At 41.5% G+C, this 21263-nt stretch carries 23 protein-coding genes; 19 read left to right on the forward strand and 4 right to left on the reverse strand.

The features are described from left to right. Window position 1 precedes the first annotated feature (1 nt). The 3 genes from ONE56_RS16655 to ONE56_RS16665 all read left to right on the forward strand — a co-directional run bounded on the left by ONE56_RS16655 (window position 2) and on the right by ONE56_RS16665 (window position 4085). The gene (locus ONE56_RS16655) at window positions 2-1561 is read left to right on the forward strand and encodes a diguanylate cyclase domain-containing protein (RefSeq protein WP_423841122.1); all 1560 of its coding nucleotides are present in this window, start codon (window positions 2-4) and stop codon (window positions 1559-1561) included. A 93-nt stretch (window positions 1562-1654) separates the two neighbouring features. After that, a complete protein-coding gene (galE, locus tag ONE56_RS16660; RefSeq protein ID WP_331439332.1) occupies window positions 1655-2677 on the forward strand; it encodes a UDP-glucose 4-epimerase GalE in 1023 nt (340 codons plus the stop codon). Window positions 2678-3197: 520 nt separating this feature from the next. Beyond that, window positions 3198-4085, forward strand: a complete 888-nt coding sequence (locus tag ONE56_RS16665) for a LysR family transcriptional regulator (RefSeq protein ID WP_041154670.1) — start codon at window positions 3198-3200, stop codon at window positions 4083-4085. Window positions 4086-4160: 75 nt separating this feature from the next. Here ONE56_RS16665 and ONE56_RS16670 read toward each other — a convergent pair whose 3' ends face one another. Beyond that, entirely contained in the window at window positions 4161-6794 is a 2634-nt protein-coding gene (locus tag ONE56_RS16670) for a GNAT family N-acetyltransferase (protein WP_423841123.1), read from the reverse strand. Window positions 6795-7177: 383 nt separating this feature from the next. Between ONE56_RS16670 and ONE56_RS16675 the strand changes: the two genes are divergently transcribed. From ONE56_RS16675 to yciH, 4 genes are all read left to right on the forward strand, one after another. Then, the gene (locus ONE56_RS16675) at window positions 7178-7747 is read left to right on the forward strand and encodes an SPOR domain-containing protein (RefSeq protein ID WP_331439334.1); all 570 of its coding nucleotides are present in this window, start codon (window positions 7178-7180) and stop codon (window positions 7745-7747) included. A gap of 139 nt (window positions 7748-7886) precedes the next feature. Beyond that, window positions 7887-8876 (forward strand): D-alanine--D-alanine ligase, encoded by a 990-nt coding sequence (locus ONE56_RS16680; protein ID WP_423841124.1) that lies wholly within the window; start codon window positions 7887-7889, stop codon window positions 8874-8876. Window positions 8877-8984: 108 nt separating this feature from the next. Further along, the gene (locus ONE56_RS16685) at window positions 8985-9365 is read left to right on the forward strand and encodes a DUF3319 domain-containing protein (RefSeq protein WP_331439336.1); all 381 of its coding nucleotides are present in this window, start codon (window positions 8985-8987) and stop codon (window positions 9363-9365) included. Window positions 9366-9369: 4 nt separating this feature from the next. Further along, entirely contained in the window at window positions 9370-9681 is a 312-nt protein-coding gene (gene yciH, locus ONE56_RS16690; protein ID WP_331439337.1) for a stress response translation initiation inhibitor YciH, read from the forward strand. Window positions 9682-9734: 53 nt separating this feature from the next. Here the strand turns inward: yciH and ONE56_RS16695 are convergent, their stop codons facing one another. Together ONE56_RS16695 and ONE56_RS16700 are read right to left on the reverse strand one after the other, a co-directional pair. Continuing rightward, window positions 9735-10802 carry an acyltransferase family protein gene (locus tag ONE56_RS16695; protein ID WP_041154673.1) on the reverse strand — a complete coding sequence of 356 codons (1068 nt, stop codon included), beginning with the start codon at window positions 10800-10802 and terminating at the stop codon, window positions 9735-9737. A gap of 484 nt (window positions 10803-11286) precedes the next feature. Further along, complete coding sequence (locus ONE56_RS16700; protein WP_423841125.1) at window positions 11287-11643, reverse strand: DUF3693 domain-containing protein; 357 nt, start codon at window positions 11641-11643, stop codon at window positions 11287-11289. Window positions 11644-11844: 201 nt separating this feature from the next. On the opposite strand from ONE56_RS16700, the gene ONE56_RS16705 reads away from it, so the two are divergent. From ONE56_RS16705 to ONE56_RS16755, 11 genes are all read left to right on the forward strand, one after another. Beyond that, window positions 11845-12102, forward strand: coding sequence for a hypothetical protein (locus tag ONE56_RS16705; RefSeq protein WP_423841126.1), 258 nt, complete (start codon window positions 11845-11847; stop codon window positions 12100-12102). Between the two features lie 2 nt (window positions 12103-12104). Continuing rightward, window positions 12105-12422, forward strand: a complete 318-nt coding sequence (locus tag ONE56_RS16710; RefSeq protein ID WP_423841127.1) for a hypothetical protein — start codon at window positions 12105-12107, stop codon at window positions 12420-12422. Then, entirely contained in the window at window positions 12422-12625 is a 204-nt protein-coding gene (locus ONE56_RS16715) for a hypothetical protein (RefSeq protein ID WP_423841128.1), read from the forward strand. The genes ONE56_RS16710 and ONE56_RS16715 overlap by 1 nt, the downstream gene beginning before the upstream one ends. Further along, window positions 12615-13706, forward strand: coding sequence for a replication initiation factor domain-containing protein (locus ONE56_RS16720; protein WP_423841129.1), 1092 nt, complete (start codon window positions 12615-12617; stop codon window positions 13704-13706). The genes ONE56_RS16715 and ONE56_RS16720 overlap by 11 nt, the downstream gene beginning before the upstream one ends. Continuing rightward, entirely contained in the window at window positions 13694-14032 is a 339-nt protein-coding gene (locus tag ONE56_RS16725) for a DUF1293 family protein (protein ID WP_423841130.1), read from the forward strand. Before ONE56_RS16720 ends, ONE56_RS16725 begins: the two co-directional genes overlap by 13 nt. 2 nt (window positions 14033-14034) lie before the next feature. Continuing rightward, window positions 14035-14280: a hypothetical protein gene (locus ONE56_RS16730; RefSeq protein ID WP_423841131.1), complete on the forward strand. Its 246-nt coding sequence runs from the start codon at window positions 14035-14037 to the stop codon at window positions 14278-14280. A 29-nt stretch (window positions 14281-14309) separates the two neighbouring features. Then, window positions 14310-14501 carry a hypothetical protein gene (locus tag ONE56_RS16735; RefSeq protein ID WP_423841132.1) on the forward strand — a complete coding sequence of 64 codons (192 nt, stop codon included), beginning with the start codon at window positions 14310-14312 and terminating at the stop codon, window positions 14499-14501. Between the two features lie 127 nt (window positions 14502-14628). Beyond that, window positions 14629-16179 carry a chemotaxis protein gene (locus ONE56_RS16740; RefSeq protein ID WP_423841133.1) on the forward strand — a complete coding sequence of 517 codons (1551 nt, stop codon included), beginning with the start codon at window positions 14629-14631 and terminating at the stop codon, window positions 16177-16179. Beyond that, window positions 16179-16511, forward strand: coding sequence for a DUF2523 family protein (locus ONE56_RS16745; RefSeq protein ID WP_423841134.1), 333 nt, complete (start codon window positions 16179-16181; stop codon window positions 16509-16511). Before ONE56_RS16740 ends, ONE56_RS16745 begins: the two co-directional genes overlap by 1 nt. Before the next feature lie 4 nt (window positions 16512-16515). Then, window positions 16516-17940, forward strand: a complete 1425-nt coding sequence (locus ONE56_RS16750; protein WP_423841135.1) for a zonular occludens toxin domain-containing protein — start codon at window positions 16516-16518, stop codon at window positions 17938-17940. A gap of 909 nt (window positions 17941-18849) precedes the next feature. Further along, the gene (locus ONE56_RS16755) at window positions 18850-19170 is read left to right on the forward strand and encodes a hypothetical protein (RefSeq protein WP_423841136.1); all 321 of its coding nucleotides are present in this window, start codon (window positions 18850-18852) and stop codon (window positions 19168-19170) included. A 25-nt stretch (window positions 19171-19195) separates the two neighbouring features. Here ONE56_RS16755 and ONE56_RS16760 read toward each other — a convergent pair whose 3' ends face one another. Then, window positions 19196-19573, reverse strand: coding sequence for a regulator (locus tag ONE56_RS16760; protein ID WP_423841137.1), 378 nt, complete (start codon window positions 19571-19573; stop codon window positions 19196-19198). A 185-nt stretch (window positions 19574-19758) separates the two neighbouring features. On the opposite strand from ONE56_RS16760, the gene ONE56_RS16765 reads away from it, so the two are divergent. Further along, complete coding sequence (locus ONE56_RS16765; RefSeq protein ID WP_423841146.1) at window positions 19759-21111, forward strand: ISNCY family transposase; 1353 nt, start codon at window positions 19759-19761, stop codon at window positions 21109-21111. Window positions 21112-21263 lie beyond the last annotated feature (152 nt).

Below are 21263 nucleotides of genomic sequence, written 5' to 3' on the forward strand. Positions count from 1 at the left end.
TATGGATGTCATATTCCCAAACTCGACGAGTAATTTAAGTGAAACAAGTCCAAAGGCCACTTTTGACCAAATCCACACACTATGGATGAAAGATAGCTTGGTTTTACTTATGGTGCTAATTGCCATCGGCGTTTCTCTAAACGTGATGATAGAGCGTTTCGTTATACGTCCTTTAAGCGGTCTCCAACAAGCCATCAACGACTTTAATCACGGTGATAGGTCAGAAAAAGAGGTTGTTTGTCATTCGAATGATGAAGTTGGCGAATTGGTTGATGACTTCAATGTGATGTTGACCAAGCTTAAAACGCGTGAGAAGCAAAGACAGTATTCGCTTAAAACGTCAGAGTCTGAGCGAGCTCTGTTCAAAAACATCCTAGATACGACAGAGTGCGCTCATCTTGTTACGGATCAGTATGGAGACATCATTTATTGCAGTCGTGCTGTTTTTCAAGTGTTCGGGAAACCCGTTGAGGACATCTTAGGTAGGAAAATAAACAGTTTGATCAGAACGAAAACACAGTATCGGCTGAAAGACGTCATAGAGAAAGGTTTGACGCTCACAGATATCGACGTCCATAGCCTCGTACGAGACGAAAAGCTCAAGTTGACGACCCGCCACTTAAGCCAACAGAAATGCGTTCTATTTTCTCTCCACAATATGACCGATATGGAACAAGCTCTGTACCGGAATCGGATTGCAGCTCGAGTGTTTGAAAGCAGTCAGGACGGACTTCTGGTTCTTGATCACGACGGAAAGGTGAGCATGATGAACCCCGCCGTCAGCACCTTACTTGGGATAGAACCACAGCAATATGTTGGGCGTTCGTTTGTGTACATGCTCAAACGACGAAGTCTCCGCAACTTTATGCCAAGCATTACGGAGTCAATTGAGCACTACGGAATGTGGCAAGGTGAAGTTGTTGAACACAATGCTCAAGGTGACATAGTACCTATGTTTGTACGAGTAAACCGGATTACTCAATGCGAACAAAACGAGCGTTATGATTGGGTTATTATTTTAACGGATATGTCGAAAGTTAAAGAAATGGAACGACTTGAACACCTTGCATTGCATGACGCACTAACCGGGCTAGCAAATCGTTCTAAATTCAGTATGGAGCTAGAAAAACTGGTCCAAAGATCAGGATATCAGCGTACCGAATTTGCCATAATTTATCTCGACTTGGATGGTTTTAAAACGGTGAATGATACCTATGGCCACGATGCCGGAGACGAAGTGCTAAAAATAGTAGCCAACCGTTTAACTTCTGTTACGCGCCATAGTGATGTTATTGCAAGGCTTGCTGGTGATGAGTTTGTGATATTGATAAACCCTGCGAACCAAATGATCGTTACACGTATTTCTAATCAATTATTAGAAAGCATTTGTATGCCTATAGAACATAAAGGGGAAACGCTTAAGGTTGGTGTAAGCATTGGTGTTAAGTTGGTTGGAGTCAATGAGAAAGACGCAACGAAAGTACTTAAAAGCGCAGATACGGCGATGTATCAAGCGAAAAAAGCAGGGAAAGGGCAAGCTATACTAGCAGATTGCGAATAACCGCGTTGCCGTTAAAGTCATTTGAGAATCGTAGTTTTAATTGTGCATCGAAAGTTTTAAACTAGCGCAATTCGCGTCAGAAGGAACAATAACATGAAAGTACTTGTTACAGGTGGTATGGGTTATATTGGAAGCCATACATGCATTCAAATGATCGAAGCTGGGATGACACCAGTGATATTAGATAACCTGTACAATAGCAAACCAACCGTTTTGGAACGCATCGAAAAAGTCTGCGGTGTAAAGCCTCACTTCATTGAAGCTGACATTCGTGATAAAGCGGCACTGGTTGACGCCTTGCAGTCACACCAAATTGAAGCGGTTATCCATTTTGCAGGGCTGAAAGCCGTTGGTGAGTCAGTCGCTAAGCCGTTAGAGTATTACGATAATAACGTTAACGGCACGCTCGTTTTAGTCGATGCCATGCGTGAAGCAGGCGTTAAATCGATCGTTTTCAGCTCTTCAGCAACGGTTTATGGCGATCCTGCATCAGTGCCAATTACAGAAGACTTTCCAACCAGTGCAACTAACCCATATGGACGCAGTAAATTGATGGTTGAGGAGTGTTTAACCGATTTTCAAAAGGCAAACCCTGATTGGAGTATCACGCTACTTCGCTACTTTAATCCTGTAGGCTCACATCCAACTGGCGAGTTAGGGGAAGACCCTCAAGGCATCCCGAACAACTTAATGCCGTTTATTTCTCAAGTTGCCGTCGGCCGTCGAGAGTTTTTATCCGTCTTCGGTAGTGACTACCCAACTAAAGATGGTACGGGCGTTCGTGATTATATTCACGTAATGGATCTGTCAGATGGGCATGTTGCAGCGTTAGACAAAGTAGGTAGCAAAGCAGGCTTGCATGTATATAACCTAGGTACAGGGAACGGTTATAGTGTTCTCGAGATGGTTAAAGCATTTGAAACCGCATGTGGCAAAAATGTCCCATACCAACTTGTTGAGCGTCGTCCGGGAGATATCGCTGAATGTTGGGCAGATCCAACAAAAGCAATGCAGGAATTAAACTGGAAAGCATCTAGAACGCTAGAAGAAATGACTGGCGACACCTGGCGTTGGCAATCAAACAATCCTGAAGGTTACCCTGACGCAAAATCGTAGTAACGAGATATTAGAACCGTATAAACGACGCATGATAAGGAAGTTATTGTTAGAAAAAGGCGCATGAGTGCGCCTTTTTTGATCTGAATCGGAAAAAGTGTAAATCTTTGGTTAAAAAGTGGCAACTATATTTAGAACTGTTAAACTACAGCCGACTAAAAATTTAGAGTCATTAATCAATAAACCAATGGGGTAGTTCATGGAACTTGGTCTAATCATCACTTTTATCATCGTTGCTGCTGTAATGGTGAAAAAAGAGATGGCGCAACAGTAAGCTTTTGTTTTACAAACTTTTCTTTCCTCTCTTGAAACGAAAGCGATTAAGAAGCCAGCGTAACTGCTGGCTTTTGTGTATCTAGCTCAATATTCTTCAACACTTTTAAAAAGCAACCATTCCTACCGACTAAAGTCACCATCTACACGTTATTTGTGTATACAATCTAAGTCAGCCAAAAAAGTACCAATACCATTAATTTAAATGAGATAATGAGCGAAATAGGCATAAGAGAGGGAGTACAATGTGCAAAGCCCAATAACACTTGAAGCGCTACACATATTGGATGCGATCGATCGACGAGGAAGTTTCGCTGCTGCAGCCAACGAACTGGACAGGGCGCCTTCATCACTCAGTTACCAAATTCAAAAGTTAGAGCAAGATTTAGACATTACGATCTTTGATCGTTCAGGACACAAAGCCAATTTTACAGAAGCGGGCAAATTGATTCTTGAGCGTGGCCGGACAATCTTGCAGGCGAGTGAGAAACTGGTAAATGATGCGACGTTATTAGCAAATGGCTGGGAGCTAGATATCACCGTTGCCTTCGACGGTATCATCCCTGTTTCCAACTTTTTCCCTATGGTTAATGCTCTATCCGATGTCAGCTCGACGCGGGTGAGATTACAAGAAGAAATACTCGCTGGCAGCTGGGAGTCTCTTAATTCAGGCCGTGCAGATCTTCTGATTTGTCCGTCGGTATCGACATTACCGCAAGAAGTAAAATCAGAAAAATTAGGTAACATGTCGATGCTATGGGTCGCGTCAAAAGACCACTATGTCCATAAACGCAGTGGCATTTTTGATGAGGTTGCGAGGGAAAAGTACCGTATTATCGCCATCGCAGATACAGCGCGAGAGCAGCCTGCATTGTCGATGAATATTATTCAAAAACAACCAAGACTCACCGTGACCAACTTTACCGCTAAAGTTGATGCACTCTCTGCAGGGTTAGGTATTGGAACATTACCAAGTCAAGTCGCTCAACCTCTTATCGAACGCGGCGTGCTAAAGCGTATCGAAGGTACAGAACAACAACCGTTAGAAATTATTCTAGCTTGGCGAAGAAACACCATGGGTGAGGCCAAATCCTGGTGTATCCAATATTTGAAAAAAAATTGGAAATTAACATAGGAAGGTCGGAGTAGATCTTTAACCAGTGCTTAGAGCGTGATCAACATAAGCACTGGTTTTTTTAGCCTTAAAGGTTTAATTTAGTGGCAAAACCATATCCGCAGTACCGTCGGCAAACTGAACATCTACATCAAAGCCAAGGCTTTGCGCCAACATTAACATCCCTCTATTGGTTGGCATTGTCATACCAGAAATTTGCTTTGTGCCTTTGCTCTTACAGTAGCTAATTATTTTTTGCATCAACACTTTACCAAGCCCCTTACCTTTAAGATCTGAACGGATCAAAATCGCGAACTCAGCATCGCTATTGTCGGGCGTAATGAGCGCTCGAGCGACACCAATAATCGAAGGGCCATTTTCATTAAATGCAACCGCCACAAACGCCATTTCACGGTCATAATCTATCTGTGTAAAGTTGGCTAATGCTTCATGGTTGAACTCTCCAACTTCAGAGAAAAACCGTTTATACAGATCTTCTTTAGACACACTCTGAATGAACTGTGCATGTAATGGTTCATCTTCAGGTAGGATAGGCCGGAGCAGTACCGGCTGCCCATCTCGAAGAGTGACCGTTTCAACAAACTCTGCGGGAAATGGGCGAATAGCCAACCTTGTTTGCGGTTCACCATGATATTTGGTGAGTGTGAGATCCGCATCAATGATGGTGAGATCATTTCCAGATACAAGTACTGGATGGATATCCAAGCTATGTATTTCTGGGATTTCGACAGCCATTTGTGAAATTCGAACTAAGAACTTAGAAAGCTCGTTAATGTCGATGGCATCTTTGTGTTTTTGTGGACGAATCTTTCCAGATTTAAGAGCAATAACTACCAAATATCTTGCCAGCGTCATATTCAATGGCGGTAGCGCAGCCACTGCATCTTGCGAAATGTTCCACTCAGATCCTCCTTGACCGAGCAAGATGACTGGACCAAAAACCTCGTCAACTGCAATACTGATTCGTAGTTCTTCAGCGCTGCCTAATTTCGCCATACCTTGAACTAATAGGCCGTGAACATTGGCAGCAGGATAACTGAGCTTCACCTCATCGAGAATAGATTGAGCGGCGTTCGACACTTCTGAACGGTTTCTGAGGTTTAGTGCGACGCCATGCACATCCGATTTATGAGGAATATCTGGAGAACGTAATTTAACCGCGACGGGGTAACCAATGTTTTCTGCCATATGTACGGCTTCAATTTCGTCAGAAGCAATCCAGGTAGGAAGCACATTAAAGCCAAAGAGCTTGAAAAATGGACTCGTTTGATGAGTGTCTAATGAGACTGTGTTTTTATCCAGTAACTTTTCATTTACCCATTCAATGGCGGCATTTACACTTCCGGAATGGAGCGGCTCTGCCGTTGTTGGTGTCTCCATAAGTTGTTTTTGGTTACGCCTGTATTCCACAAGGTGCATATAGGCAACGACGGCACTCTCTGGGGTACGATAAGTGGGGATACCCGCTTGTGTAAATGCTAATCTCGCTTCACGCGAAGTTTGTTCTCCTGACCAATTGGTGAGAATGTTGAAATGTTTGTGTCTTGGATGAGCTTTAATGGTTTCAATCAATGCATGTGCTGTTTCTAATGGGTCTGAGACCGCCGATGGGCTATGCATAATTAATATTGCGTCAGCGCAATCGTGATTCAGTAGGGCGTTAATAGTATCTTGATAACGCCGTTTGGTTGCGTCACCAGAGAGGTCAATCGGGTTCACCTCACGCCATTTATCTGGAAGTACAGATTTGAGCTGTTCAATGGTTGCTTCATCGAGTGTTGCCAACTTCCCCCCGCGTTCAAATAGCGTATCAACAGCCATCACTGCTGGTCCGCCTCCATTAGTTATTATAGCCAAGCGTTCTCCACGAAGAGGAACGGAATGTGTCAACGTTTCTACGGCTGCGAATAACTCATGGGTGTTATTTACGCGCAGCATACCGGTTCTTCGTATCGCAGAGTCATAGATAATATCAAGCGTGTCGTTGCCTTGCTGTTCAGTGTGGTGAACCTCTTTAGAACGACCGGCTTTTAGCACCAGAATACGTCGATTACGAGAAGCAGCACGCGCTGCGGATAAGAATCGACGAGCATCTCGAATGGAATCCACATACAACAAGATCGCTTCTGTATGTCCGTCCATACTCAAATGATCAAGCAGATCTGAGAAATCGATATCTTGACCGCGTCCAATGGATATAAATGATGAAAAACCAATATTTTTATCGTTTGCCCAATCAAGAACGGTTGTACAAACGGCCGCAGACTGAGACAAAAAAGCGATTTTTCCTGGCTTAGCCGCAACAGGTGAGAAAGTACAATTGAAGTTATGCCAAGGTAAAATAATTCCCAAACTGTTCGACCCCAATACACGAATATTCATCCCAGACAGATCCAAAGGTTGAACATCGTCTGAAATAACAATCGCAAATGGGGTGCCACGCTCATCCAACTCCTTTAGTAATTGCTCGTTTCGAGAAGCGTTAGTACATAAAATAGCGATGTCGGGAGTATAGGGCAACGATGAAACATCTCTGTAGGCTATGACACCGGAAACCGCCTTGTACTTTGGCGTCACAGGCATAATCGCCCCACTAAACCCACTTTGTAGCAGGTTTTTCATTACAACGTGGCCAGCGCGCAATGCCTTTTGAGAGGCACCAATAACAGCAACAGAATCAGGCTTAAATAGTTTGTGTAATTTGTTCATACGAAGTCCTTGGCCCTAAACGCATGGCTCATGAAGCGAGCTCTTAATACCCAAATGACGTCAGGATGCAATTTGAAGCGCACTATCGCAGGTACCTATACAAGGAAAAACGACAGGGAAAGAACGCACGGAAATAGTCAGCGATTTCTATGCCACTTCCGCTCAATCAAACATCTTGAGTTTTTTGGGACATAACAAATAATAAACGATTAATTGAATGAGAAAACACGGTGAGAAGGGACAATGGAGAAAATATGCACTATGCATGAACAGTTTGTGTTACTCATCACATCAATTTCATCGATTATTGTATTTGATGCTTGATAAAATAGCCTGCTATCGGCATGATTTATTTTAGTATTTATCCAGAGCTTCGTTACTTCATGAAAAAAATCACAATCATCGGTTTAGCCGTTCTTCTGTCTGCGTGTGCATCTGAAACATACGTTACCAATGTAGACTCTGAAAGCTATCAAGAGGATTACAGTGCCGATACGGTTACTAAGCCTATTATGTCACCTGAGAGTTCAGTCGTTGAAAAAGACGTAGAACCTAGAGTGGTAAAAATGACGGCAAAACCAGAAGAAAAACGAGTGGTTAAATTGACACCTAAAGAGCAAGTCAAACCAGTTAAAATTGTGCCACCAAGCGGAAACCAAAAAGGAACACAACGTTTTGGTTACACAATTCAGGTGGTTGCTGTCGGCAGCCCAGCAAAAGCGAACGAATTTGCACATCAATTGCCACAGAATAGAGAGCCGATTTGGGAAAACTATAAAGTTGTCAATGGCACGAAATGGTACTCTATTTTATATGGAGATTACGCAACGAGAAATGAGGCTCAACAGGCAGTATCAACTCTTCCTGCTCAATTCAAACAGCTGAAACCTTTTGTTAAAAGTATAGATAGTATCAAAAACTCAGCTTACCCATCTCTGAACAAGCTAAACTAAAAGTGATAGGGGGCTACGTGCTCCCTTTTGTTCAAATCCTATTCGAACAATTATCCTCACACTAAAATAACTGTACGTCATACCTCAAAGGGTTATCATAACTATAAGTATCTCTAGTAGGTCACGGAAAGATTGATTCATGATTAAAAATATTCTTCTATTATGCGGTGGCGGGTCGTCTGAACACGAAATTTCTTTGTTGTCAGCTAACTACGTTGAGCAACAGCTAAATCTTATCGAAAACGTCAACGTTACTCGTGTAGAAATAAAGCAAGAAGGCTGGACAACCAGCCAAGGAACGTTAGTTTATTTAGACCTCAATACTAAACAATTGTGCTCGGCGCACTCCTCTCATGCCGTTGACTTCATCGTTCCTTGTATTCATGGATTTCCGGGAGAAACTGGAGATATTCAATCCCTGTTTGAAATTGCTGGAATTCCTTATCTTGGATGCGGGCCAGAAGCGAGCAGCAACAGCTTCAACAAAATCACCTCAAAGCTCTGGTATGACGCACTAAATATACCGAACACACCTTACTTATTCTTAACACGCAATAATGACCAAGCTCATGAGAAAGTTACCCAAGCTTTTGAAAAGTGGGGAAAAGTTTTTGTTAAGGCTGCAAGGCAAGGGTCATCAGTTGGATGTTACAGCGTCACAAAAAAGGAAGCCATATCTAAGGCAATCAACGATGCATTCGGCTTCTCTGATCAGGTTTTGGTAGAAAAAGCGGTTAAACCAAGAGAGCTGGAAGTGGCTGCATATGAAATGAATGGCCAACTTCATATAACCAAGCCAGGTGAAGTGATTGCACCAGATGGCGCCTTCTATTCATACGACGAAAAGTACAGTAGCGACAGTCATTCACTCACGGAAATTGAAGCAAAAAATTTAACTCAAGAGCAGCTTGAGAAAATTCGTTCCGCTTCTGAAACCGTCTTTAAACAAATGAACCTTCGTCATTTGTCCCGTATCGACTTTTTCTTAACAGAAGACGGAGAGATATACCTCAATGAGGTGAATACATTCCCGGGTATGACGCCGATCTCTATGTTTCCTAAAATGCTACAGAACAACGGACATAGCTTTAGCGAATTCTTAGCGGACTGTATTCAAAGAACCAAATGAAGAAACTTATCATAAGTCCATATAGCCATAAGATGTGATTTCAATATTTGAATTATCTTTCACGATAAGTATTATTAGAAATAAGCTCATATATGATGGATCAATGGTATGGCAGTATCGAATTACCGAGGTTTTAATCTGAAATCAAGCCCAGATCGGACTGTATGGCAGGTTAAAATCAAGAACCAAGTATTACAAGGCAGTTTAACTGCAGTCAAAAAAAGCATAGATTGGTGGTGTGAAACCGCTTCTATCATTGACCCAAAAGAATTTTCTTCGCTGAATGCCAAACAAGCGAATGTAGGTAAAGTGCAAACCGAAGTATTCAATGGTTACACATTAAAAAACGATACAGGCGAGACTAACGCTTGGTATTGCATGTTCAATGGTAAATTAATCAAAGGTGGTAAGGTCGCCATCCAACGACATATCGAAGCTTACCTACTTGCCAAACAAAAAGCGATGCAAGCACAACAATTGAAGAAATAGCAATATGACACTGGTATATTCAACAGAAACTGGCCGAATAAAGCCGGAAGAAGAAAAAGCAACTCGTCCTAAAGGGGATGGTGTTGTGCGAATCCAACGCCAAACCAAAGGTAGAAAAGGCAAAGGCGTTTGTATTGTCACAGGCCTAGATCTTGATGACGGTCCGCTAAAGTTACTCGCAGCAGAGCTAAAAAAAGTATGTGGCTGTGGTGGCTCAGTAAAAGATGGCAACATAGAAATTCAAGGTGATGCGCGAGATAAGATTAAAGCACACCTAGAAAAGAAAGGAATGACTGTTAAATTGGCAGGCGGCTAATTTTCCTCTCCCTAAAAACAATTAAGCCCCTTGATAAAGGGGCTTAATTCGTTTTAATAGCCAGTAACATACCGAGAGTAGGGCTTGTTTCTCAATGTTGCTTTAACCAAAACAACGATTGACACACTCGCGACTAAAGTAAAAAGCAGCGTTACAAAGAAAAGTAAAACGTTAGTATCTGAGGCTCCTGCATACTCATAGACTGGTGTTCTCTTAAGTACGGTCAAAACCCAAGGATGGATAAAGAATACACCGAAGCTTGTTTTTGCCAATAAAGACAGTAATTTATTTTTAAATTGATACAGTTCGAATGCATAGAACAGAGCAAGAACCATGCAAACCTTTTGAATAAACATTGTATCTATGCCCTCAAATGCCAACATCTCCTTAATATAATTACCTCTATGTCCGATGTAAGCTTCGTAAACACAAAGCGCCAACAATATAACAACTAATACCATCATCTTAAGCTTTGCATTCACCAGCAAGTAATCTCGATGCTTGGAAAAGCTACAGCCAAGTAAGTATATCGGTGTGAAGTATACGAGCATTTGGATAGGATTAGTGTTCTCATAAGATCTGTGAACAAAAAGGGAAAGCACGCATAAAAGAACAATTATAATGGCTTGGGATTGGCCTTTTAGTTGGACAAATTTTAGATGCAAAGGCGCCATAGCAAACAAAAGAAATGCAAATGGAATGTACCAATAGGCCGTTAACATTCTTCCCGTCGCCAGGTATTTAAGGGTCGTGACTAAAGTAGAGTCATCGGCATCGAAGAGTAATCGACTATCTATAATTATGCCGTTTTCATAAAAACCCGTCCGGGTTACATAGAGTAAACACGTCGCAAACGTTCCAAGAAATAGGTACGGTAAAATCACAGCTTTAAATTTAGACGAATAGAAATCTTTGACTGCAGCTTTGCGCGTACAAAAAACATGATGAAACATGTAACCCGAAATGAAGACAAATAGAGCTGTTGAGCCATAAAAAAAATTCTGGAACGCAAGCCAAAAACCGGAAGTCGCAGTCATTCCATAATCAAAGCAATGGACCGCAACAATACAAACTATCGCAAAACCTCGGTAGTTTTCTATTGACTGCAAGTGTTGACGCATATCGTTGTCCTAGTAGAGAAAACACTAAAATACCATTGCAGTACAAGTTCCAATATAGCGCGATACTATTATCAGAATTTATTCAATTGTTGAGTATCATACTTTTCTCATAGTTTCGACGTTGTGGGTCATTTGGGGTATTTGAAGTATGATTTTTATTTGGTTCCACACCAATCCAGATACCCAACATGGATCTCTTTGGCTGCGTAGCAAAAGCTTGAACCTTAAGCATCTGAGAAAAAAGCAACCGGCGCTGCTGGTATGAATGGCTTTGTATCAAAGCCTGTCAGACGACAAGATATTTATGACACCATACCGTTGTTTTTAGATCGTTAATATAGGTCTTAACAATCGAAGATTATTAAGACCTATATTAAGTATTTTATGGTAAATAGCCATTATGTTTAATAGCACGCTTTAAATTGAAATCTGAGTGGGATAGGAGGGAGAGCAAGTTAACATTTCAAATAGACCCACATTCTATTTAACATAACACATATAATGCGTAGTAGAGCTTTTGCTCTAATCCTATAGCTAAGGCTCCGCAAGCCATTGATATACTGGTTAAACCTAGCCCGTTAAACTTTTTTCCAATGCTGTGCCATAGTGTCTGCGCTTCATGCGTTTTTGCTTTATCCATAGCTAAACCAATCAGTGCCTTTTCTTTATCTTCTCCGACCGCATCAGCAAGGATAAGTATTTGTTTTTCAGTTAGATATGAGCGTCCTTTTCTTACCTCTGTAATCATTTGCGGGCTTACACCTAGGTCATGTGCAATTTGCTTGTATTGCACGTATTTCATCTTGCTTTTGTAGGCGTCTAGTAGCTGGTTTGTATACATTTTAATTTTTCCTTAAATCACGTTATTAACTTGATTTTAGCCGTTTGCTCAAGATTTTGCTGTATTGACGTTACAGGCTTTCCTGTATTTAATCAGTACAGAAATTACTTTATTTGACCGCCTCGGCTTGGGGCGTTTGCCTTGACTCTTACGTCAAGAGCCTTGGCGGTCACTCTCACTCAACTAGTCAAGGTGGTTGTCATGCCAGTATCAAAAAACTTTATTCAAGCTCACGCGATTGTCATTGAAACGAGTTCTGGTCTTCGTTACTTCAGTGGTTTTGGTAAATCAAAACGAATTCAAACTGCTTGGTCACTGGCTGGTGCTAAGTTGTTCATGGTTGATATGCCTCTCATGTCTCATTTGGTTGGTCATTCTTTAGAAGTGAATGAAATAGCTGAATTACTCGAATCAAAGAAAAAGAAATTTCAAATCGTGACTGTAAAGTCAGAGGCTTAATCATGCGTCTTTCGAGTTTCCTCCAAAAACACACTAAATATCAGTACATTCACGCCTCTATTGGCTTTATGAAATGTGTTCCATTCTTTTTTTGTGTTTATGTTATTTATGCCGCTATAAGTCACCTTTGGGATAAATTTGAGATTTCATACGAAGATTATGACCAATATTCAGCTTACTTGGACCATGAGTTTTGCGGCAACATGGCTATTGATTACGCCTCCGATGGTCGCGTTGATTTTATCGAAAAAATCAAAGTCGAAGATTGCATTCGTCAAGGCCAAAAGCGTGATTTCTACTCTAAATTGGAGTCGAAATAATGGACTCTGTTTATTTCGACCATGAACCCCAAATAGGCATCAACGCTTATTTCGTGTGGGGCCATCACTTCTTTAAGAATGAATTCGAGTTTCATCAGTTCTTAGCGGTTACGTATGGGAATGATGAATATGAATTGGTCGAAATAACAGATGAAAACTATCAAGAATTGGTATTAAAGGGAGTCTTTGCCTGTGCGTTATGACATTGATTTCCAACTTGAAGCTGAGAGACGTCAACCGCTTATTGTTGATCACTTGGCGTTTAGCTTCCCTATTCGTGACTTGCGTCACTTGGCTAAATATAGCAAGCGTTACCCGTTTCATTTGCCTGTGTATCCAGTGAAAAGCCCTGCTCTTTCTACTCATGAGCATAATCAACGTGTGCGCGATTATGAAATTGATGTGTACAACACGTTTGAGGCGCTATTCGAAAATTTCATTTATCACGATTTTGGAATGACGCTTTCACCGCCTCGCGGTCGCGGTCTTCATGGTTACGCTGACTCGTTCGTCTTGTTGGATAAGAATGGAACGCATGAACTCGGCTTGGTTGGCTTCGGTGGCAACAATGACACTATTTATATTCAGGTGTCAGGATTGGGTTGTAAGTACCTGTTTGACTTTACCACGCCTAAAAAGCTGTATCAGGCACTTAATGTCGGTTTGGGTGTGACTTCGTTAGCGCGGATTGATTTAGCGATGGACGACTTTAACGGGAACTTTGGTATTGATTACGCGTCAACGGCTTTTTTTGATGGTGCGTTTCGTACCAGCTCGCGTGGTAACTATCCCAAAATGCGCCCGTTCGTTGAATATGACGGTAACGGAAAAGAGAACATTACGGGTATTACTGTTGGTTCTCGTCAGTCAAAAGTGTTCTGGCGTATTTATGACAAAAAGCAAGAGCAGAAAATTAAAGACGATTCGATTGTTTGGATTCGTACCGAAGTCGAATTGAAGAAATGTAGCATTGATGTTTTATTTGCTCCGGCTGCGTTCTTCGCTGGCCTGTGTGATTTCTCCGCCAGTATGGAAGTAACGGACGGTATTTCATTAGGCTTAAAAGCCAAAAAAACTGTTTTAGACATTAAAGGTAAAACAGCGTGGGCGCGTCAACAAGTCGGTAAAACACTTGCTGAATTATATTCATTCTATGATGGAGACTTACAACAATTGTTTGGTCTCTTAATACCTCAAAAGCATCGGGATAGAGAAATTGATATTCCTGATACTGATTTGCAATTACTTAAACAATATTTAGGAGTCAAGGTATGTCCGTTTTAGTGGCTAATGTGGTTCGTCGTCGTTTTCCTAACGGTGGTCAAGGTTTTGAGGCATTTTTAAAAGTAATGCACCCTACCTCACCTGTTAAAAATGACAAGATTGAAATCGAAGTAACAGGTTTAACAACTGACCTTCCTTTCGGTAAAGACGAAATTCGTTTAAATGACGACTATGCAAAATTGTTAATTGAAAAACGTGCGCTTGTTCCTTTGCGTGAATACGAGCTTGTGCCGTGGTTCAACCCTGACAAATTACAAAACGAAATCAAGGAACTTAAACCAGTCGATGATGATGTCAAAAAATTCATGGCTGAGTCGTTGAAATAATTATGGCTTTATCGGTTTGTGCGGAAATTAAGACGGACGGAACAATTACGGCTTTTCCGTATGAGCCGCTAGATAATTGTACCTTTGTAATTTCAAGTCATGATGATTATTTGTTAATGACTGAAAGCGCAAATTTACAGTTTGATATTGACGCTGCATTTTATGCGGAAATTACCGGATATTTGTTGTTGTCTTTTGTGTCTGGGCATGTGCTTGGACGAATCGTTAAAGGCCTCGGTCGAGGCTAATTTTTAAAAACCTTTTGGAGAGAAATACTATGAAAAAATTACTTGCAGGTACTACAGCGGCTCTAGCTTCTGGCGCAACTTTCGCGGCTGACCATTCTGAAGCTATCAATACGGCTGTAAATGAAGGCCAAGCTAACTATACGCTAGTTGTCGTCGGTCTTATCGGCCTAGCGGCTATCGGTTTCGGCCTTCGCATGATGATTGGTTCAATGCGTTCGTAATTATGCAAGATTTGTATACCACGACAATCACGCTTTTATTCGCTCTCTCGATGTTTGGCGGCTTTGTCGGGGGATTTAAATCTGGTGTTAACGCCTCCTAGTGGGGCGTTTTTTTTGAGGCTTATTTATGAGTATTAAACAAAGCATTACGTTACTTTTTATTTTATTGAGTGTTTCGTTTAGTGCTTTTGCTTCTACAACGTCTGGCCCTATTTTTTTTGCTGAACGCAGTTGTGGTGGGGACACTCCGTCATCTGGAACGTTACAGGGTTTGCTTGGGGTTTGGGCTGCTACTACAGCATGTGTCCATCCGGGGCTGTTGCCGCTTTCGTCTCCATCTATTTCTGGTTCTCGTATGTGTGGCACTTATAAGTATATGGGCAAGGATGAGCAGTATTGTGATGGGTGGACTCAGTCCACTAAAACGTGTCGTGCACCTGAGGCCTATGACCCTGTTACGGGTGGTTGTATTGAAGCGCCGCCAATTCCGTTCTGTTCCCAAGAATCAACACAGCAACAGATGAGGGACTATGAGTCATCTTGTCTTGCTGATGGTGGCTCTCCAACAATTATTTGTAATGACCAAGTTGACCCGCCTGACTTTCGAATGTCTTGCGATATTGCTCCACCTCCACCTGAGGGCTGTGAGCCGGGTTCCCCTTCATTTCCTGCATGTTTGGATGATGAAAATAAATGTGATGAAAATCATCCTGATTGGGATCCAAGATACGGCATGTGTTGTTCTCCTGAGAATGATTACTGTGATGTTCCACAAGAAGAGCCTTGTACTATGTTCTCGCCAAACTGGGATGAGTGTCGTTCAGATTCTGACGTCAATCCTCCTTCCGGTGGTGATTTGTCAGACCCTACTTTTCCCGATGGTGGCGGTTCTGGTTCTCCAAGTCCTGATAAAGAGCAACCAGAAGTTGAAGGTGCTGAAAACGTACGAGACTCCATTTATAAAATGAATGATGACTTGAACGGCATGCTTACTGCAATGAATAACGACATGAACAAAAATCATGCTGAATCTAAGTCTGCTCTCGATGCTCTAAAGGCTTCTACTGATACCAATACACAAAGTGTTATTGATGGAGCTAATCATGTTGCGGGGGCTGTTAATGCTCAATCCGATATGATTTCTCAAATAGGCAATACTACCAATAGCTTGTTGAGCTCCAACAATAACCTTTTAAACAATGGCTTTGGTGAGCTAACTAAAGGTTTGAACTCATTGGGTGATGGTGTTGCGGGCGTCGCTTCTGGTCTTTCTGGTTTGAATGATACCAATGAAAAAGGGTTTGGTGATGTCGTTACGGGTATTGGTGGTTTAACAGATAAGTTAGGACAAATAACAGATAGACCACTGAATGGCTCTAACAATCCAGCTATTCCTCTTTATTCTAGTGAAAAGATAAATGATTTACTTGATGAGGTTGCAGCGTTAGAAACTGAATATACAGAAACGTTAAACAGCTTTAAGGATTATTTCTATTCTGGTGAGGTTAATTCTGGTGACTATGTTGCTCATTCAATTGAGTTGAATTGGCATGGTGTTGCCATATCTCAAAATAATGTTGCCTTAGATACTCTCAGAGATAACGCTGCAATTATTGGCGCAATAGTTATTTTCTTGGCGGGCTTGGCGGGTATTCGTGCTATTGGAGGGTCTTTTTAATGTTTGAATTCTTTGATTATCTGGTGACCTTTGGCTCTACTGTTTTGAACTATTTCGACAATATTGATAGTTATTTTGACGCCTTTTTTGTCTGGTTACAGTATTGGTGGCTTAAAATGAAATTTTGGGCGGCTATTAAATTTTTGAAAATTTCTTTTTTGTTGGCTACTACTTTGCTTGATGAAATTGGATTTAAAACTTTATTTACTGATTTATTTAATATGCTTCCCTCTGAGCTTCGTTATTGGGGGATATTATTTAAAGTCCCTGACGGTGTTGCTATTTATATGAACTGTGTAACAACGTCAATCATTATGCGCATGTCAAGGTGATAATATGGCAATTACTATAAGAACGGGCGGCAATGGCTCTTATAAATCCGCCTATGCTGCATGGTTTGTTATTCTTCCTGCACTAAAGGCGGGTCGAGTTGTAGTAACGAATTTTGAGGGTATGCAGCCACTAGAAGAAATTGAAAAGCGTTTAAATATCAAGTTTCCATCTTCAACACGATTAATTCGCATATTTTCTCGCTCTGAAATTGGCATTGATTTATGGCAACACTTTTTTTGTTGGTGCCCTCTAAATGCTTTGATTGTTATTGATGAGTGTCAGGATATCTTTTCAAAGAATATTGGTTTTGATGGTCGTAAGATAAAATACAAACCACTTGAACATTTCTTGCCAAACCTGCCTAAAGGTTACAAAGAGCTATTTGATTCTCGTCATGTTCCCGTTGATATGAACACTTTGCAATCTTGTGAGGTTGACGATTTGGGCGTGGCTGAGTATGACGAAAACGGGCGCATTATCTACCCTCTAACATACAATGAGGGTTTTATGAGGCACCGTAAATATAACTGGGATATTGAGTTGTTGTCTCCCGACTGGCAACAAATTGATAGCTCAATAAAGGCGTGTGCTGAACAAGCATTCTTTCACAAAAACCGTGATGGTTTCTTTTTTGCTAAACGCAAGCCTTTTATTTATAAGCACCCTACCAACACGGCTAAACCTGTTATCCCTCAAAAAAAGGATCCAAACCTTTTTACTGAGAAAATCCCAATTGAGGCCCACTTGCTTTATAAGTCCACGGGAACGGGAGCCGCTACAAAATCCGGTGGTATGAATACTTTGTTTCGTTCACCTAAATTCTTTATGGCTTTAGCGTTAATTATTATCTGTCCGATTTGGTTTGTTTGGGGTGTGTATGACTTATATTTTAATGATGAAAGTGAGGTTTCAACAATTGAACCTCAAGCGACGAATAATAGCGTTCACGTTGAACCTGTTTCGACTAACCAAGCTCCGTCCAATTCTAAAGGGGCTGATGTTTTACATCCTAGTGGGTCTGGCGATTCGGCTAGTAACAAAGTGGATTCTGGTTTTGTTCCTGTAAATCAAGTTCTATATTTTGAGGGTTTGAAAAAGGCTTATTTATCTGGGTTTCATCGTTCTATTGAGCTCGATAAGGTTGGTGATAAGTTCACTCGTAAGAGCAAGCTTGATGTTGTCATCAATGCTTATACCGATGATGGGCTTTATTCGTTGAATCGTCGTTATCTTGATGCGGTTGACGTTAGTTTCGAACTTATAGATGAATGCTTGATGGTGTTAAAACAAGGTGAGCTTAAAAGTATGATCACTTGTGAGCCCTGGGATATGGCCAAACCTAAAGAACGTGACAGTTTAGATTCTGGTCTTTCAAGTGTTGGCGCTCTTCGTGCCGATGCCATGAAAGATAACTCTTTTATAATGTGAGGCTTTCAAATGGAAATGATAACGATAGCACCTAGTGATTTTGCGGATTTGGCGTTGTTTTTTTTCTGGTATACTTTTGGCGGTACTTTTGCGGCCTTATTTGCTTATGAGTTGCTTCAATTTGGTATCTCTGTCTTATTCAGTGCGCCCCGGAGGGATAACGAGTTGTGAAAATTAGATTCATAAAAAAATATTAAATTCAAGTCTTGACATTTTTAATGTGTTATTTGTGTCACGTTAAATTATTTTAATTACATTAAATTACATGTTGACAAAGTAAAATAATCTCTATGCGCTTGTGTGGGTGTTTTTTGATTCGGTTAATACTATTGTTAAGGGTTTATAAAAACACTCTTAAATCGCTTTATATTTAATTTAACTGATTTGTTATATTTTGCGCCATTGGCGCACTTGCTTCACTTTCAGCAATTGCAAATCAAAACCCCGTAGGGAAAAGCAACGCACGAAGTGCAAGCGAAGCACCAAGCCGCCCACTTAACTCAAATGATCTCTATATTTAAACGGCGCGGTTAGCTTTCTAGATTCAATTGACAAGCTGCCGCCCCTCGCCCTGCTAAGCCTTGTTTTGGGTTCAGGGCACTGCCAGCCCTCGTTTCTTGCTCCTATCAATCATAGTTCTCCAAATCAATCGAGTGTCGAGATTGATTTACCTTTGCTCTTTATTCGATTTAAGATTTTTTGTTTGTCCGACAATAAGCGACAACGACGAAAACTGAGGAGGCGGAGCGCAGCGGAGGACGAACCCCCGTCCTGTATTACGGGGGTAAATTCCACCAAACTATCAGGCTTTCACTTAACCCCTTGTATTTCCAAGCGTAGCTCGGCAGTGTTTGAGCGTTAGCGAGTTCTGATGTATAAACGCTTCTGATATATTTTTTGGAGTTTATAATGACTGCTTTTGGTATTGTTTCTATTTTACTCAGTGTCTTAGGTGTAATGACCCCTATCCTTGGTTTTTTATTGTCAGCATTGTCCGGTTTCTTTTCTATACTGGCGTTTAGGCGTACGGACCCTCTAGCCAATGCAGCTCTTATAATTAATATCTTGAACCTTACAGTTTTATCTCCGCATACTGTACTTGTTATGATCCAACCAACACCTTTCTTGGGGATAGATAGTAAGTTTTTATTTATTTATATCGTTTCGCTACTGATTCAGTTCGTAGGAATAGCCTTGTGGTACTTCAATCATAGGAACGCTAAGGTTTAGGCTCCTCCATGAGCCTTTAAACCTTTTAGGTATTATTCTTAATCTTGGTTAATGCTCTAACGTATTTCATGATCTCTTTTGCGATCATCAAATCTGGTTCTGCCCCTAGTTCTAGTAGTGCTATGCCTGTGAGGATTTGTTGCGCTGTAACAAATTGACCTGTTGGTAGCTCTAATTTGTTTTTATGCATTTTGAAAAATTCCCAGTCTTCTGAGGCGGCTAGTTCCCTCCCACTGTTCATCCTCATCAGGCGTTTACACTCTGGCGGTATGCTCTTTCCCTTGTCCCATTTCTTGACAGTTGTCACACTTTTAAAACAAAGTTTTGCTGTCTCTTCTATGGTTAATCCGCATTCGAATTCACGAAAAATGTAATTCTTGTTCATTTTTCGAAAGTTTGTCATATACGCCTCGTTTATTAAACGAATTGGTATATAACGTAAGTTGATGATTATTCAACATAAGCAGATATAATGCGCACCAAGGGTGTAGGAGCTATTTAGAAATGTCCGGTATGAGCTATTTCAAAATGTCCTCTTATACTTATGGAAATCCATTCGTTTGAGGACATCAACCGATGCTGATTGCTATGAGTGAACGTGATATTCAGCGATTTAAAGTGCTTAGTGATTTACGTGACCATCGATTAAGCCAAATGGATGCCGCTGACATCCTACATCTTTCAACTAGACAAGTTCGTAGGCTCTTGTCCTTGCTAAATGAACAAGGTGCCTCTGCATTAGCGCACGCCGCCAGAGGTCGTCCCAGTAACCGATGTTATTCAAGTCAGTTTAAGGCTACTGTCCTAGAGATCATTCGAGAACACTACAGTGATTTTTCTCCTACGTTTGCCTTAGAAAAATTGACTGAGCAGCATAATCTCGCCGTCTGTAAAGAAACCCTCCGTCAATGGATGATTGCCGATGGTCTCTGGGTGCCACATTCACAGCGTAAGCCCCGTGTGTATCAACCTCGCTATCGTCGTGACTGCTTAGGCGAACTCATCCAAATTGATGGCTCTCATCATGACTGGTTTGAAGGACGTAGCGACAAGTGCTGCCTGCTGGTTTTCATCGATGATGCGACCGGTCGGCTGATGAACCTGCGTTTTAGCGAGACCGAATCCGCCTTCGACTATATGATTGCAACCCGAGAATACCTCAATGAGCATGGGAAACCGGTGGCGTTCTATAGTGATAAGCACTCGATATTTCGGGTTAACCAAGAAAAACACAAGCAAGTTGGCCAGACTCAGTATGGGCGTATATTACGCGAACTGGGTATAGAGCTGATTTGTGCCAACAGCTCGCAGGCCAAAGGCCGTGTCGAGAGAGCCAATCAAACGTTACAGGATCGCTTAGTGAAAGAAATGCGTCTGCAAGGTATTGATAATATGGAACACGCCAATGCCTGGCTTCCCTACTTCATCGCTGATTTTAACCGACGCTTCGCCAAACCGGCGCACTATCCAAAAGACATGCACCGCAAAGTTCGGGAAACCCCGCAGGAACTTGACGATATTTTCAGTTGGCAGGAAATTCGTAAGCTCTCCAACGCGTTGACCTTTCAGTACGATAAAGTGGTTTACTTAATTGAAAATACGGAAGAAAACGCCCGACTGGTGCATGAGAACGTCAAAGTATTGGACTACCCAAACGGCGACATCGCCATTCTTTACGGCCATCGCAAGCTACCTTTCAAAACCTTTGATAAGCTTGAGCACGTTCAACAGACTCAAATCGTCGACAACAAACGGTTAGGACAAGTTTTAAAATTTGCCCAACAGCAACAAGATGAATTCGAGCAACAACAGAAACGTTCACGCAGCAAAAGTGCCCCAAAACGACGGGCTCAACAACGGGCGATCCAGGAGCAGTTACGAATCATCAACCCGGTATTAATCAACCCTGAGACCTTCAAAGCCAGTACCAATAAACGTTGACTCTCCTACTTGCTCAACTTATCTAACCGGACATTTCTACTTTGCTGACAATAGGACATTTTAAAGTGGGAATAACAAAGGGTGTAAGAGCAAAGTTGTAATGTCACTTTTTAGCAAAGTTAAAATGTCTCTTTTTTTGGTTCTGCGGCTAG

Source organism: Vibrio mytili (genome assembly GCF_049563345.1).
Lineage (GTDB): Bacteria > Pseudomonadota > Gammaproteobacteria > Enterobacterales > Vibrionaceae > Vibrio > Vibrio mytili.

What these genes read in the sequence shown, in the direction of transcription:
- ONE56_RS16655 (WP_423841122.1), top strand. Translation starts at nt 2, where the DNA reads ATGGATGTCATATTCCCAAACTCGACGAGTAATTTAAGTGAAACAAGT.
- ONE56_RS16670 (WP_423841123.1), bottom strand. Translation starts at nt 6,794, where the DNA reads ATGAACAAATTACACAAACTATTTAAGCCTGATTCTGTTGCTGTTATT.
- ONE56_RS16685 (WP_331439336.1), top strand. Translation starts at nt 8,985, where the DNA reads ATGGCAGTATCGAATTACCGAGGTTTTAATCTGAAATCAAGCCCAGAT.
- ONE56_RS16710 (WP_423841127.1), top strand. Translation starts at nt 12,105, where the DNA reads ATGCGTCTTTCGAGTTTCCTCCAAAAACACACTAAATATCAGTACATT.
- ONE56_RS16745 (WP_423841134.1), top strand. Translation starts at nt 16,179, where the DNA reads ATGTTTGAATTCTTTGATTATCTGGTGACCTTTGGCTCTACTGTTTTG.
- ONE56_RS16725 (WP_423841130.1), top strand. Translation starts at nt 13,694, where the DNA reads ATGTCCGTTTTAGTGGCTAATGTGGTTCGTCGTCGTTTTCCTAACGGT.
- ONE56_RS16765 (WP_423841146.1), top strand. Translation starts at nt 19,759, where the DNA reads ATGAGTGAACGTGATATTCAGCGATTTAAAGTGCTTAGTGATTTACGT.
- ONE56_RS16735 (WP_423841132.1), top strand. Translation starts at nt 14,310, where the DNA reads ATGAAAAAATTACTTGCAGGTACTACAGCGGCTCTAGCTTCTGGCGCA.
- ONE56_RS16750 (WP_423841135.1), top strand. Translation starts at nt 16,516, where the DNA reads ATGGCAATTACTATAAGAACGGGCGGCAATGGCTCTTATAAATCCGCC.
- ONE56_RS16680 (WP_423841124.1), top strand. Translation starts at nt 7,887, where the DNA reads ATGATTAAAAATATTCTTCTATTATGCGGTGGCGGGTCGTCTGAACAC.
- ONE56_RS16740 (WP_423841133.1), top strand. Translation starts at nt 14,629, where the DNA reads ATGAGTATTAAACAAAGCATTACGTTACTTTTTATTTTATTGAGTGTT.
- galE (WP_331439332.1), top strand. Translation starts at nt 1,655, where the DNA reads ATGAAAGTACTTGTTACAGGTGGTATGGGTTATATTGGAAGCCATACA.
- ONE56_RS16695 (WP_041154673.1), bottom strand. Translation starts at nt 10,802, where the DNA reads ATGCGTCAACACTTGCAGTCAATAGAAAACTACCGAGGTTTTGCGATA.
- ONE56_RS16675 (WP_331439334.1), top strand. Translation starts at nt 7,178, where the DNA reads ATGAAAAAAATCACAATCATCGGTTTAGCCGTTCTTCTGTCTGCGTGT.
- ONE56_RS16760 (WP_423841137.1), bottom strand. Translation starts at nt 19,573, where the DNA reads ATGACAAACTTTCGAAAAATGAACAAGAATTACATTTTTCGTGAATTC.
- ONE56_RS16730 (WP_423841131.1), top strand. Translation starts at nt 14,035, where the DNA reads ATGGCTTTATCGGTTTGTGCGGAAATTAAGACGGACGGAACAATTACG.
- yciH (WP_331439337.1), top strand. Translation starts at nt 9,370, where the DNA reads ATGACACTGGTATATTCAACAGAAACTGGCCGAATAAAGCCGGAAGAA.
- ONE56_RS16705 (WP_423841126.1), top strand. Translation starts at nt 11,845, where the DNA reads ATGCCAGTATCAAAAAACTTTATTCAAGCTCACGCGATTGTCATTGAA.
- ONE56_RS16755 (WP_423841136.1), top strand. Translation starts at nt 18,850, where the DNA reads ATGACTGCTTTTGGTATTGTTTCTATTTTACTCAGTGTCTTAGGTGTA.
- ONE56_RS16700 (WP_423841125.1), bottom strand. Translation starts at nt 11,643, where the DNA reads ATGTATACAAACCAGCTACTAGACGCCTACAAAAGCAAGATGAAATAC.
- ONE56_RS16715 (WP_423841128.1), top strand. Translation starts at nt 12,422, where the DNA reads ATGGACTCTGTTTATTTCGACCATGAACCCCAAATAGGCATCAACGCT.